The organism is Alcanivorax sp. (assembly GCF_051117345.1).
In the GTDB taxonomy this organism is placed as follows: Bacteria; Pseudomonadota; Gammaproteobacteria; order Pseudomonadales; family Alcanivoracaceae; genus Alcanivorax.
Genome location: NZ_JBNPEC010000201.1, coordinates 19,014 through 33,390, shown reverse-complemented (window position 1 = coordinate 33,390; position 14,377 = coordinate 19,014). Strand labels below are relative to the sequence as shown.

9 protein-coding genes and 1 pseudogene are annotated in these 14,377 nt (G+C 59.0%); 4 read left to right on the top strand and 6 right to left on the bottom strand.

Translation table 11 applies throughout. From position 1 onward, the window contains the following. From ACFE0K_RS12835 to ACFE0K_RS12825, 3 genes and pseudogenes are all read right to left on the bottom strand, one after another. A pseudogene (locus ACFE0K_RS12835) lies at positions 1–973 on the bottom strand (cbb3-type cytochrome c oxidase subunit I); the annotation flags it as partial. Between the two features lie 186 nt (positions 974–1,159). Beyond that, positions 1,160–4,294, bottom strand: a complete 3,135-nt coding sequence (locus ACFE0K_RS12830; protein WP_434536434.1) for an efflux RND transporter permease subunit — start codon at positions 4,292–4,294, stop codon at positions 1,160–1,162. Then, entirely contained in the window at positions 4,294–5,364 is a 1,071-nt protein-coding gene (locus tag ACFE0K_RS12825) for an efflux RND transporter periplasmic adaptor subunit (protein ID WP_434536433.1), read from the bottom strand. Before ACFE0K_RS12825 ends, ACFE0K_RS12830 begins: the two co-directional genes overlap by 1 nt. Before the next feature lie 506 nt (positions 5,365–5,870). Between ACFE0K_RS12825 and ACFE0K_RS12820 the strand changes: the two genes are divergently transcribed. From ACFE0K_RS12820 to ACFE0K_RS12810, 3 genes are all read left to right on the top strand, one after another. Continuing rightward, on the top strand, positions 5,871–7,157 hold the full coding sequence (locus ACFE0K_RS12820) for an NfeD family protein (RefSeq protein ID WP_434536432.1): 1,287 nt from the start codon (positions 5,871–5,873) through the stop codon (positions 7,155–7,157). Next, positions 7,154–7,912 (top strand): slipin family protein, encoded by a 759-nt coding sequence (locus ACFE0K_RS12815; RefSeq protein ID WP_434536431.1) that lies wholly within the window; start codon positions 7,154–7,156, stop codon positions 7,910–7,912. Before ACFE0K_RS12820 ends, ACFE0K_RS12815 begins: the two co-directional genes overlap by 4 nt. 194 nt (positions 7,913–8,106) lie before the next feature. Next, positions 8,107–9,705 carry a hypothetical protein gene (locus ACFE0K_RS12810; RefSeq protein ID WP_434536430.1) on the top strand — a complete coding sequence of 533 codons (1,599 nt, stop codon included), beginning with the start codon at positions 8,107–8,109 and terminating at the stop codon, positions 9,703–9,705. A 123-nt stretch (positions 9,706–9,828) separates the two neighbouring features. Here ACFE0K_RS12810 and ACFE0K_RS12805 read toward each other — a convergent pair whose 3' ends face one another. From ACFE0K_RS12805 to ACFE0K_RS12795, 3 genes are all read right to left on the bottom strand, one after another. Then, positions 9,829–11,052 (bottom strand): hypothetical protein, encoded by a 1,224-nt coding sequence (locus tag ACFE0K_RS12805; protein WP_434536429.1) that lies wholly within the window; start codon positions 11,050–11,052, stop codon positions 9,829–9,831. Positions 11,053–11,307: 255 nt separating this feature from the next. Then, entirely contained in the window at positions 11,308–12,486 is a 1,179-nt protein-coding gene (locus ACFE0K_RS12800; RefSeq protein ID WP_434536428.1) for a vWA domain-containing protein, read from the bottom strand. A gap of 18 nt (positions 12,487–12,504) precedes the next feature. Continuing rightward, positions 12,505–13,347 (bottom strand): AAA family ATPase, encoded by an 843-nt coding sequence (locus ACFE0K_RS12795; protein WP_434536427.1) that lies wholly within the window; start codon positions 13,345–13,347, stop codon positions 12,505–12,507. Positions 13,348–13,660: 313 nt separating this feature from the next. Here ACFE0K_RS12795 and ACFE0K_RS12790 point away from each other — a divergent pair, with 313 nt between their 5' ends. After that, positions 13,661–14,377 carry a 16S rRNA (uracil(1498)-N(3))-methyltransferase gene (locus tag ACFE0K_RS12790; RefSeq protein ID WP_434536426.1) on the top strand — a complete coding sequence of 239 codons (717 nt, stop codon included), beginning with the start codon at positions 13,661–13,663 and terminating at the stop codon, positions 14,375–14,377.

Below are 14,377 nucleotides of genomic sequence, written 5' to 3'. Positions count from 1 at the left end.
CCTTCGAAGGTGCTCATGCCATAGAAGGAGAGGGCGACGATCATGAAGCGGATGATCGGATCCGTGCGCAACTTATGCCAGGCCCCGGACAGGTCATCAGGCCGTTGATCATGCCACCCCAGCTGGGTGCCAACAGCACAATGGAGAACGCCATGCCCACGGACTGGGCCCAGTCGGGCAGGGAAGAGTAGTGCAGGGGATGCGGGACGGCCCACATGTAAACAGCGATCAGGGCCCAGAAATGCACAATGGAAAGACGGTAGGAATATACCGGCCGCTGGGCCTGTACCGGCACGTAGTAATACATCATGCCGAGGAAGCCTGCAGTCAGGAAAAAGCCCACCGCATTGTGCCCGTACCACCACTGCACCATGGCATCGATGGACCCGGAGTAGACCGAGTAGGACTTCATCGCTGACACAGGAATGGCGATGTTGTTGATCACATGGAGCAGGGCAACCGCAATGATGAAGGCCCCGTAGAACCAGTTCGCTACGTAAATATGGGGTTGTTTACGCCGCGCAATGGTCGCAAAGAAGACGATGGCATAGGCCACCCAAACCAGGGTGATCAGGATGTCGATGGGCCATTCCAGCTCCGCGTATTCCTTGCTGCTGGTGTAGCCCATGGGCAGGGTGATGGCCGCGGCCACGATCACCGCCTGCCAGCCCCAGAAACTGAAAGCGGCCAGCTTGGGGAACGCCAGGGTGGCCTGGCAGGTTCGCTGCACCACGTAGTAACTGGTACCGATGAGGGCTGAGCCGCCAAAGGCAAAGATTACCGCGTTGGTGTGCAGTGGCCGTAACCGGCCGAAACTGAACCAGGGTAACTCGAAATTGAGGACTGGCCAGGCAAGCTGGGCGGCGATGATTACCCCCACCAGCATCCCCACAATCCCCCATACAACCGACATGATGGTGAATTGCCGTACCACCGTGTAGTTATAAGTTGGTGAAACCGCTGAGTTTTCCATGTACGTTCCCTTCCGAATGATGCGCCGGGAGACGATACCAAGCGTGTTCTGCGACTATCTTGATATAGATCAACTACGCCGTTCGTAACCCTGGGACAAAATGTCTCACCCATCCTTGGATAGGCGCACTATCTTTGTGGTCACTTTTTGCGCAGCCGTCAACCGTCGGAAGGAAACGTTGCTGATTCAGGCCCTCTTTTGGAAAAGTGAAAGCACCAGCGCAGTAAGCGCCGGCAGGAAAGTAATGGTCACAATGGCGGTGCCGAGTAACCCGAACAGGACAATCGCCCCGACACCCCGATAGAGCTCAGTGCCCTCACCGGGAATCAGCACCAGCGGCGCCAGCCCACAAACCGTGGTGATGGTGGTCATGGCGATGGGGCGCAACCGTGAAGCTACGGCCTCGCTCACTGCGTCCACGGCACTCATGGCATTATCGCGGAAGTTCAGCGTCGCCTGATGCACGATCAGGATCGGATTATTCACCACAGTACCCATCAGAATCAGAAAGCCGAGCATGGTGATCATGTCGAACGGCTGGGTAAGTGGTGGCAGCCCCAGTACAGGCAGTAATGCACCCACACCGTTCATCATCGCCAGGCCCAGCAGGCCGCTGGCAATTCCAAGCGGAATCGTGGTCATGATCAGCAGCGGAAAACCCCAGTGGGTGAAAATGGCCACCAGCAACAGGTAAACCAGCATCAGCGCCACGACATAATTGCCGGACAGGGATTCCTGGGTAGCCTGCAACTGGTCGCTGGCGCCGGACAGGGTGATGCTGATGGTATCCGGAATCTCGCCGGCATCACGCAGTTGCTGAATCATGCCACGCACCCGGCTGACGCCGGTTTCCAGCGCCACGCCCCGGGGCGGGATGATATTCAGGGTGACCGTACGCCGGCCGTTGACCCGTCGTACCACACTGGTGTCTACGGTTTCTTTCAAGGTGGCCAGGGACGACAGTGGCACCGTCGCACCGATTGGCGTATGGACCGGCAAGCCGGGGAGGGCAGCCAGTTCCGGTCGGGTGCCGGTACGGTGGCTGTAGGCATAGATGTCGATCTTGTCGTCACCCAGGAAAAACTCATCTAGATAGGCGCCATCGGTGAGCGCGGCCACGGTAAAGCCCAGATCTTGCGTGGAAAACTGGACTTCGGCGGCACGGTTCCAGCGCGGATGGACCTCGATCAGCGGTTGGGCCAGGGACAGGCTGGCGGGCTGGGACTGGATGCGTGGATTATCGAACACCTGTTCGGCCTCGCGCTCCAGCCGTGAGGCCACTGCGTAGATTTCCGCCAGATCCGCCCCGGCCACATCCAGCGTCACGCTGCGGGTACCGCCGTCGTTACTGGAAATGATCGATCCGCGAGCCGCAAAGGCGCCCATGCCCGGGTAGCGCTGATAGACCTCGGTGATGGCATCCATCATCGCTTCCATATGTGCCGGGTCCACCGGCTCGGCGATGATGCGCAGACGTTCCGCATCCACGCCCATGTTCACATACTTCATTGGCGGCATAGCCAGTTCGCCAGAGTCGTAGTCCGCCGGATTGGCACCCACCAGCGGCAGGAATTCTGCTTCCACTTCGTCAGCAATGGCCTCCATGGTGCTGAGGTTATAGCCCGGCGGCGCATTCATGCTGGCAAAGGTTTTCGGCTCCTCACCCTCCGGCAGATATTCCGCTGGCGGCGTCAGGAACAGCACAATAGCGCCACCTATCAATACGGTTGCCAGCAGGGTGGTTACTTGCCGGGGGCGGCTACTGGACAGGCGATCGGAAAGGCGGTGCAGGGAGGTCATCCAGCGGCTGTGCTGACCGTCATGGGCTACCACCGCACTGAAGTCCAGCCGGGCGGAGAGGGTGGGAATCACCGTCATCGCCACCAGCATGGAAACCAGAATCGAAGCGGACACAGCGATAGCGATATCGGAATAGAGCTGGCCGGCCTCTTCCTGAATGAACACCACCGGCAGAAATACCAGCACCGTGGTCATGGTGGAGGCGAACACCGCCGGCCATACCTTCTGGATGCCGCTCACCGCCGCGCGAAAGCGATCCAGCCCCTTGCGCCGTTCCGTTTCGATGCTTTCCAGCACCACGATGGAGTTATCCAGTGTCATGCCGATAGCAAAGGCGATACCCGCCAGGGAAATCACATTAACGGTGCGCCCGGCCAGCAGCAGGCCCAGAAATGCGGCAATGGTACAGATGGGAATACCGATCACGCCCACGGCGGTGATCTTCACCGAGCGCAGGAACAGGAACATGACCAGGGTGGCAAACACCGCACCGATGGCCAGATTGGTCCACACGTTGGCCACCGAGGCTTCCACGTAGCGGACATCATCGGCGATTAGCGCTATACGCATGCCGGCCGGCTCCAGCACCTCGCGGTTGATCTGCTCCACCTGATCGAACATGGCGTACTTGATGTCGATGACATTGGAGCCGGTTTCCCGGCGCACCGCCAGGCTGATTACCGGCTCGCCATTTACCCGTGACAGGCTGCGAACCGGGAAGTGGTCCAGAACCACCGTGGCCACATCCCCCAGGCGCACCTGGGAGTCACCGCTACGGACCAGAATCAGTTCATTAAGGCTGTCGATATCCTTGAAGCGACCCACCGTGCGCAGCAGGTAACGCCGTTTGCCGCTTTCCAGCTCGCCGCCAGACACATCCCGGTTGCGCTCACGCAGGGCATCCCTTACATCCACCACACTGAGCCCGAACTGGGCCAGTTTCTGGGCATCCAGCAGCAACTGAACTTGCCGTTCAGCGCCGCCGCGCACTTCTACCTGTGATACCCCGGCCACGCTCTCCATGCGTGAGCGGACTTCATCGTCGATGAAGTCCTGCATCATATCCATGTCGAGCCCGCGAGGATTATCGGGCAGGGGAGAGACGCGGTAATACATGAAGGCGTTGCTGGAAAATGAGCTGGACAGAATGCGCGGCTGGTCCACGTTGTCGGGATAGGCGGGGACCTGGCTGAGGGCATTATTCACTCGGATCAATGCGTCGGTGATGTCCACGCCGAAGGGGAATTCCAGCTCGATTTCTGCCTCGCCGCTGCCGGCGGAGGAGGTCATCCGTCGCAGGTTGGGAAGGTTGCGCAGGTATTCTTCCTGCTCGATGAGGATTTCCTTTTCCACATCCTGAGGGGTGGCGCCGGGCCAGCTTGTCACCACGGAAATGGTGCGCACTTCCAGGTCCGGTATCATCTGTACCGGAATGCGCAGTGCGGCGAGAACGCCGAGGAGGGTGATGATAAGCACCACGACGGTCATCAGGGTGCCATGGCGGACGATCTTGTCGAACATCAGTCCACCACCCGGATCTTGTCACCCTCGCGCAGACTTTCATTGCCGCGCACGACCACGCGATCACCACGCTTCAGACCGTCGAGAACGGAAGCCTGTGGTGATTGGCCTGACGCGACTTTGACTACCTTGCGTCGTGCAACCAAGTCATCGCCGTCGCTTTCCGCAAGCCAGACCGTGACATTACCCTGACTGTCGCGGAGCAGGGCGTCCCGGGGAACCGTGGGGCTGGCATCCGCTGATAGCATCTCTAGCCGGCCATTAATCGCCATCCCCGGAGTCAGGCCCTTCTCGTCAATACTGGCCCGCACCGTAAAGGTTCTCGCCGTGGGGTCGTTAACCGGCACAATGGCGGTGATTTCAGCGGCCATGGGCTTGTCGTTTTCGTCTTCCAGCCAAACATCGATAGCGGTATCCCGCGACAGCTGCGGGAAATAACGCTGTGGTACGGCAAAATCCGCATGCAGATCATCGCTGCCCACCAGCTCGAACACGGTGGCACCGGGTGTGAGCCATTCGCCCACCTCGGTGAGTTTTGCGCTGATCACACCACTGAAAGGGGCTCGCAGGGTATGCCGCTTGAGCAGTGCCTGTTGGCGTGCCACCTCAGCTTGACTGGCCGCCAGGGATGACTTGGCCACCTGAACCTCGGATTCCAGGCTGCGCACCTCACTGGCGGCGATGCTACGCTTGGCTACCAGGCTGTTGGCTTCTTCAAGACGCCGGCGGGCATCGGCCAGGGTGGCCTGTTGCTGCTGATAATTGGCCCGGGTGCGTTGCAGTTCCAGGCGATTCAGTTCCGCATCCAGCTCAATCAGCGGCGCACCGGCGTCCACCTGATCGCCGATGTCCACGAGCAGTTTGCTCACCAAACCGGATACCGACGCGGACAGTCGGGCGGCACGATCAGCCACCAGGGTGCCGTTCACCAACAATACATCCTGGGAGCGCGACAAATTCACCGTAGCCACGGATACGGGTTTGCGATCATCCGCCAGTGAAGGAACGGCGACTGACAACAGCAAAACAACCCGGAAGAGAAAGTGAGATGGCAGGGACAGTGACGACATACGTGTCCTTGTTGGTTATTTTCAGGTTTAGTATCGGCCGAAGTTTAGCAGGGACAGAGGCAATCCCGGGTGAAAAGCAGAGCAAGCATTGTATGGGGCTACCTCAGGATCGGATCAAGTGTGACTACACATAATGTATATTATGTTAAATAGAGGATATCCCGATAATAACTGTCTGGCACAGATAAGCCCATACCAATGATTGCCCCTTTTCAATTCCAGCGGCCTCGACAAGAGCCCGGAGTATTTGCCCACTCAGATTTCTGACCGACTGCCGCGCTGCAAGCTTGCCTCACGGCGGTCAAGTACGCTTTCATGGGATTATCGATGAGCACCAAGGGAGCACTCTCATGGGCCGCGAGTATCACGACACATCGCATCATGGTCACAGGCTTGCGACCAGACTGCTGCTGTGTGTGCTGCTGGCGTTCTTGTTTCTGCTGGCTCCGGCTTCCCCTGCTCAAACTGCATCCTCTTCCGGCTCTTCTCCTTCATCAGTCTGGGTAATGACCCTGGACGGCCCCATCGGGCCGGCGCTTAGTGACTGGTTTGTGCGTTCTCTGGAAGATGCCAATCAGGCCTCGGCCGGCTTGTTTGTCTTGCAGCTGAATACACCGGGCGGCCTTGATAGCGCCATGCGCGACATGATCCGTGCCATTCTCGACAGCCAGGTGCCAGTCGCCACCTATGTGTCACCCAGCGGCAGCCGGGCCGCCAGTGCCGGCACCTATATTCTCTACGCTTCCCATATCGCCGCCATGGCGCCGGCCACCAATCTGGGCGCGGCGACACCGGTACAGATTGGTGGCGGCGGCGGACTGCCCTCGCCCTCCTCGCCTGATTCTGATGACAGCGGTGAAAACAGCGAGCAGACAACGTCCAGCTCCGACAGCGCCTCGGCCTTGCGCCGCAAGCAAGTGAACGACGCGGTGGCTTATATCCGTGGCCTGGCGGAATTGCGTGACCGTAACGCCGACTGGGCGGAAAAGGCTGTCCGGGAAGCGGTGAGTCTGTCGTCCAGTGCGGCGCTCGAACAAGGTGTGATCGACCTGAAGGCAACGGACCTTGCTGACCTGCTCACACAACTGGATGGCCGGGAGCTGAGCTGGGATGGGCAGTCAGTCACTCTGGCCGTGGCCAACGCCCAGCAGCATCTCGTTGAAAAGGATTGGCGCACTGACTTTCTGGCGATTATTACCGACCCGAGCATTGCCTACCTGATGTTGCTGGTGGGCATTTACGGTCTGGTGCTGGAGTTCTCCAATCCCGGCATGGGCGTGCCCGGTGTACTGGGTGCCATTTGCCTGCTGCTGGCGCTCTACGCCCTGCAGATGTTGCCGGTGAGTTATGTGGGCCTGGGGCTGGTCTTGCTGGGTACTGTGCTGGTGGCCCTGGAAGCCGTGTCGCCCAGTTTCGGGGTGCTCGGCATCGGTGGTGTCATTGCCTTCGTGATCGGCTCGATCATGTTGATGGACACCGAGCTGCCCGCGTTCCGGATTGCCATGCCCGTGATTGCGGCCGTGGGCGTCGGCTCGTTGCTGCTGGTGGGCTTGTTTGTGCGGCTGGCAGTCAAGGCACACGAGGGGCCGCCGGTGACGGGTGCCGACACACTGGTGGGCGAAACCGCCGTGGCCCTGGGTGATTTTGAGAATGACGGCCAGGTACGAGTGCTCGGGGAAATCTGGCATGCACACAGTCAACAACCGGTACAACAAGGCCAGTCGCTGCAGGTTATCAGCCGTAGCGACCTGGTTCTGGACGTGGTGCCGGCCAATAAGGAGGACTCATCATGACCCCCTATTTCTGGTTATCGCTGGCGATTATCGTCGTTGGCTTCGTGATCAGCATGTTCCGTATCCTGCGCGAGTACGAGCGCGGAGTGATCTTCATGCTGGGCCGTTACTACAAGGTGAAGGGGCCGGGGCTGATTCTGGTGGTGCCGTTGATCCAGCAGATGGTGAAGGTGGACCTGCGTATCCGTGTACTGGATGTGCCCACCCAGGATGTGATCTCCCGGGACAACGTGTCAGTGAAGGTCAATGCGGTGCTCTACTTCCGCGTGCTGGATGCCCAGAAGGCGGTAATCAATGTGGAGGATTTCTATGCCGCAACCAGCCAGCTTTCCCAGACCACCCTGCGCTCGGTACTGGGCAAGCACGAGCTGGACGAGATGCTTGCGTCCCGGGATGAACTGAACAGTGATATTCAGGAAATCCTTGATGAGCAGACCGACAACTGGGGTATCAAGGTCACCAATGTAGAGATCAAACACGTGGATCTGGATGAAGGCATGGTGCGGGTGATTGCCCGCCAAGCCGAGGCAGAGCGTATTCGGCGCGCCAAGGTGATTCATGCCAATGGTGAAAAAGAAGCGTCCCAGGTGCTGCTTGAGGCGGCGCAAACCCTGTCCGAGCAGCCCCAGGCGCTGCAATTGCGTTATCTGCAGACTCTGACCGAGGTGGCGAATGATCGCTCCAGCACCATTGTCTTTCCGTTACCCATGGACCTGATGGAAAGTTTTATCAATAGGGATAAAGACAAGGCATGACGCTGTTCAGGGGCTGGCGAATGTCTTAATTTTGCCTAGGATATTTCCTACAAATCGTCGGCATTCACCTTAAGCTGTTGTTTTCCTTCACTGCGCTTTTCGTCCTTCCCTCGCCCTATTTTTTGGTGGCTATTCGCTGATTTTACAATCTCGTAAGCTGGCGAAACCGACATGATGTCAGGGAGGGAAAGACGATGAAGGAACATCAATATGTAAAGAGGCTGATTCTGGGTATGGCGCTTTCCGGGGTGGCTGCCCTCAACACCGGGTGCCGTCCCACGTTTGACGAGCCGGTGCGCGACACCACCGGCCAGGGCGGCGAACCCGGGGTCGGTTACACCGTGCAGTGCTCAGGATGGTTCCCGGACTGGATTGCCAGAGCTGCCCCTCCACAAGGAGGGCCCTCCTTCCAGCTCGCACAGGACTATCCGTTGGGCATTCCTGTGGTTGAAGAGGGAGAAATCACCGGCTGGGATCCATTTGAACCGACTACCTCTGCCCCCTGGCTCAATCATGATTTCAGAATCGAGGCGCAACGTTTGGATTATCTGCAGGCGTTGAAGCAGTACGTCCTGGAGGATCTGGCGCCGTATGACTTCGTTCCTCAGAACGGCGCCTTGTCCGGTAAAAAGCGCTGGTACCACGTACCGATGATGACGTCCGGTTTTTTCCCACGGGAGCCTCGCCACGGGCTGACTGAGGAACGGGCGCTGAGGGCCAGCGAGCAAAGCTGGCTGTCTTCCGATATGGGGGCATACGGGATTGGCCTCTATAACAAACTCGGCGGTTATACCGTCGGCCAGGTATTCCAGCACCCCGACCCCATGCAGGCCGACCCGGGCAAAGCGCAGTTCATCGATGGTACCGTCGTCATGAAAGTGCTTTTTGCCGAATATGACCCCGGCGCGATAGTGGGCCCGGACCCGCTGGCCAACTCCCCTGCCTGGCAGATTCAGGCACCTGATGATGCGTCCGGCGACACCTTTGAAGTGCGCTTGCTGCAGATGGATATCGCCGTCAAGGATGTCCGATCCACGGAGACCGGCTGGGTATTCGCCACCTACGTTTATGACGAGTCGCTGCCAGCCGCCAACCCGGCAGACAGGTGGTATAACCTGACCCCCGTGGGGCTGGCCTGGGGGAACGACCCTGATGTGACTGCGGCGGGCGATCCGGACCTTGATGAAAACTGGATCAACCCGGCAGTTCCCTCCCCCTTTGCCGGCATGACCGGCAAGCATGGGCGCTTGAATGGCCCGGTGGACAACCCTGATTCTTCCTGCATGAGCTGCCATTCAACAGCACAGGTCAGGGCCAATCTGGCCGGCTCGGATTCCTTTATGCCCTACAAGGGTGTGGCATTCATTCCCGCTGACACATGCTCGGAACAGGATAAAATGAACTGGTTTCGCAATATTGATGGCAGCGAGCCCTTCGGCGTTACCACCCAGGCGAGTGGTTTCTGCGACCTGACAGACCCACCGCTGCCTACGCCGCCAGTGCATTCACTGGATTACTCCCTGCAACTCCAGTTGGCACTGGCCCTGAGTCAGGGGCTGGGACATCCGAACCCCTGCATGGGCGCTATTCCGGACGAACATCTGCCGGAAAACAATCGCTTGTTACTAAAACATCAGGTCCGATCCGAAGCCATCTCCCCCGAGGAGATGGAAAAACGCAGCGTCCGTGGCAAGCAGGCAACAATAGAACGTCTGCATTCAGGCCTGCCGGACTGGCAGCAACTGGGCATGTACCCACAGCTGGAAAAAGGTGACGAGATAGAAGGTCGCTGACATGTGGGTGGAGCCTTATGATGCCACCTTCCAAGGTGTGTTTAGCCTTTAGGGCGCGCTTGTCTCGATCACACCAAGGGCCGGGGTTCGGGCCCTTGGTGCTAACACCGGATAGCCTTTCGCTCAGTGATCGCGACTGTGGGTATGTTCGAAGCGGTAGGTCAGATTGAATTGCACCCGTGGCGCTTCGCTGCGATCCCCTGCCTGGTTGTCGCGCATCCCGTAGGCCAGCTCGGCCCCGTAGCTGAGGCTGTCATCATGCTGGCGAATCAGGCTAAGGGTGCCGTAGCGAGTGCGGCGCATGGCATCCGCCGGCAACTCACTGTTCTTTTCCAGGGTGATCTCACCACCGACCATGGCCAGGATCCAGTCCGGACGGAACTGCCACTGCCCGCCTAGATAACCGCCCTGGGCCAGCAAGGGCTGCAACCCGTCGGTAGCAAACACATAGCCATCCATGCCGCTGTCACCGAAGCCGGACAGGTCATTGTAGTAATGGGCCATGGCCTGCCCGTAACTACCACTGGCCAGCAGGGTCAGGCTGTCGGTCACAGCCAGGCTGCCGCTGAGCACACCGCCGGTGGCATTGGCGTATTGCTGGTCGCCACCGGCAAATTCCACACCGATTTCCCGGTTCACCAGCCCCGCCCGCACGTGGCCTCGGTCATGGGGCTGGGTCCAGGCGGCGACAATGTCAGGCCGGCGGCCGCTGGCGCTGCTCAGGTTATCCGGGTCATAGACCTCCGGATTGGGGTCTTCCAGTGACAAGGTCAGATGCTCGCCCTGCCAGCGCACGCCGGTCTGGCGGGCAAAGATGGCACTGTTGGGGCCCTGGGAATCCAGCGTCAACGGCCAGGCCGCACCATCCAGCAAAGCGGTGTAGCCGTAGCCGGCACGCAAGGCGCCATACTCAAAATAGAAATCGCGCACCCGCAGGTCGTAGCCGTCGATGCTGCCGAACAGGTCAACGGCGAACACCGCATGGGGCCCACTGCCCTCGCCCACTCGCAGGCCCAGCTGACTGTTCTTGCCATGCAGCTCAAAATTCTGCTGGTGGGTGTCGCCGGCAGGGATGGTACTCGGGATAAGCAGATCATTAAGCCCTGCGTTCTTGTCATCGTAGATGGCATCCACGCTGACCTTGCCGAACACGGCGAAGCCGGGCCATTGCACATCGTTTGACGGGGTATGGGTTGGCGCATCCTGGGTCAGGTTGGCCTTGAGCTGATCCAGCTCCTGTTGAAGACGACGGATTTCAGACTGGGTGGTATCCGCAGACAGGCCGGTAGCGGCCAAAGCGGTACTGCTGAAAACGGTCGTCCAGATGGTGGTTCGCACCCTGGACATGGGAATCTCTCCTGAAGTCCACCGGATCACGGTGGGCGTTCATCTTTTTTGCTTCGGCGTCCCGGGGTTCCGTGCCTTGTGGGCTGTCCGGGGCGTGAAACGCGAAAGGCGCGAAGAATACGGATATGGATCGCTGTCCGCTACTAGACGAAATGTTTATTGCAGTAAAAGACGGGAACTGGCGGACGGATGGTGTGCAAATTCAGGATGGGATGTGCCGGTCGCAGCAGGGGCTGCGACCGGCGCGGTAACGGCTTACTTGCTCAGGTAGCGCATGGCCTTTTCCAGGCCTTCGATGGTGAGCGGGTACATCTTGTGCTCGCTGAGCTGCTTGATCCACTGGGTGGAAGTGGTCATCTGCCAGGCACGCTCCGGCTCCGGGTTGAGCCAGGCCACTTTTTCGTAGGTTTCCATGATGCGCTGGAACCAGACCGCGCCGGCCTCCTCGTTCCAATGCTCCACGCTGCCACCCACGGAGTTCACTTCGTAGGGGCTCATGGCCGCATCGCCGACAAAGAGCACCTTGTAGTCGCTGCCATACTTGTGCAGCACATCCCAGGTGGAAATCTTCTCGTCCCAGCGACGGCGGTTGTCCTTCCACACATATTCATAAATGAAGTTGTGGAAGTAGAAATACTCCATGTGCTTGAACTCCAGCCGGGCGGCGGAGAACAATTCTTCGCAGAGCTTGATGTACGGGTCCATGGAGCCGCCCACATCAAAGAAGATCAGCACCTTGACGCGGTTTTCCTTCTGCGGACGCATCTTGATATCGAGCAGGCCGGCGTTACGAGCGGTGGAGCGGATGGTGTCATCCATATCCAGCTCTTCCTCGCGACCAATCCGGGCAAACTTGCGCAGGCGACGCAGGGCCAGCTTGATATTACGCGTGCCCAGCTCCACGGAATCGTCCAGGTTACGGAATTCCCGCTTTTCCCAGACTTTCACCGCCCGCTTGTTGCGGGACGGCCCGACCATGCGCACCCCTTCCGGGTTGGCGCCGTAGCCGCCGAAGGGGCTGGTGCCACCGGTGCCGACCCACTTGTTGCCGCCCTGGTGACGCTTTTCCTGCTCTTCGAGCCGCTTGCGCAGCTCGTCCATGATCTTTTCCAGGCTACCCAGGCCCTTCAGCTTCTCGAACTCTTCCGGGCTCAGGTTCTTCTCAAGCTCTTTGCGCAGCCACTCGTCCGGGATCACCTTGCTGAGCCAGTCCGGCTCCAGGTTCTCCAGTCCTTCAAAGTAGTTGGCAAAGGCCTGATCGAAGCGGTCGTAGAACTTTTCGTCCTTGACCATCACCGCCCGGCTGAGCAGGTAGAAATCCTCGATGGAACCAAAGGCAACGTGAGCCTGCAGGGCATCAAAGAGATCGAGCAATTCGCGCAGAGTCACCGGGACCCGGTAACGGCGCAGATTTTCGAAGAAACCAATCAGCATAATCAGCCAGCGTTGCGGTTAGCTTTCGCGACGGTTCATGAACGCCAGGCGCTCAAGCAGTTGTACGTCCGACTCGTTCTTCAACAGCGCACCGTAAAGCGGCGGCACCGCGCTTTTGGTGTCGCGGTTGCGCAGGATGTCCGCCGGGATATCGTCGGCCATGAGCAGCTTCAACCAGTCGATCAGTTCACTGGTGGAGGGCTTTTTCTTCAGGCCGGGCACCTTGCGCAGGTCGAAGAAGATTTCCAGGGCCTCGGTGACCAGGTTCTTTTTGATCTCCGGGAAATGCACATCGACGATGGCCTGCATGGTCTGGGCATCGGGGAAGTTGATGTAATGGAAGAAGCAGCGACGCAGGAAAGCGTCGGGCAGCTCTTTTTCGTTGTTTGAGGTGATGATTACGATCGGGCGCTGCTCGGCACGGATGGTTTTCCCGGTCTCGTAGACGAAGAACTCCATGCGATCCAGTTCCTGCAGCAGATCATTGGGGAACTCGATGTCGGCCTTATCGATCTCGTCGATCAGCAATACAACCTGCCCTTCATGGGTAAAGGCTTCCCACAGCTTGCCTTTCTTCAGGTAATTGGCCACATCTTCCACCCCTTCAGCGCCGAGCTGAGAGTCGCGCAGGCGCGATACCGCGTCGTACTCGTACAGGCCCTGCTGGGCCTTGGTGGTGGATTTGATATTCCAGGACAGCAGCGGCAGGCCCAGGGATTCAGCCACCTGTTCTGCCAACAGGGTCTTGCCGGTACCCGGCTCACCCTTGATCAGCAACGGACGCTTGAGCGCAATCGCTGCGTTAACGGCCATTTTCAGGTCGTCGGTGGCCACATATTGGTCAGTACCCTGAAACTGCATGAAACTCTCCACACTAAAACAGTTAATCGAACAGGTGAACGGGCGGCACACTCTACCAGCGGCCTCACGACGTCGCCAGTTGCCAGCGGGCCAATTCCCCGGCAGCCAGACTGCAGGCGTATGGGGTGCCGAAAGTCTTGCGGTTCATCAGTGCGCAGACTTCTGGAACCAGTTGATTGCGCAATGGGAGCAATCTAGCAAGGCCGAGTGGCCAGGCAAAGGGCGAGAACAGCCAAGTAAACAGCGATTTACGTCACTCTCATTCCGTGATTTGCGCGCGGATTCCGGGTCAGGCTGTGCGATAATCCGCGCCATGAATCTGCTGTTACTGCACCCTCATCAACACCTTCATGGTGATCTCTGGCGCCTGGACGACCGCCAATGCTGCCATGTCCGCGATATCCTCGGGCTGGCCGCTGGTGATGCCTGCCGCGCCGGCATTATTAATGGGAAGATGGGAAAGGCCCGAGTTGAAACCATAGAAAACAGTAAGATAGAGATCTCTTTTAAAGAGGATTCTCATCCTGAGGCGCCGCTCGCTCTGTCGCTACTGCTCGCCCTGCCCCGCCCCAAGATGCTCAAGCGCATCCTGATTGACGCCACCAGTCTGGGCATCAAGCGCATCGTCCTGATTAACAGCTGGAAGGTGGACAAGAGCTACTGGCAAACCCCCAACCTGAAGGCCGACCTGCTGCGTGAAAAAATGCTGCTTGGACTGGAACAGGCCCGCGACACCACCCTGCCCGACCTGATTCTGGCGCCGCGTTTCAAACCCTTCGTAGAAGATGACCTGGACACCTGGGCAGGCGCCGGCCGCCGCCTCCTCGCCCATCCCGGCGACTACCCGGCCATGCCCTGCGATCTGAGCGAGCCTGTCACCCTGGCCATCGGCCCGGAGGGAGGCTGGACGGACTACGAAGTAGGCATGCTGCAGCGACAAGGCTTTGTCTGCCACAGCTTTGGAAGCCGCATTCTGAGGGTAGAAACGGCGTTACCGGCGTTGGTCGGGCGCCTGATGCGACTGAGTTAG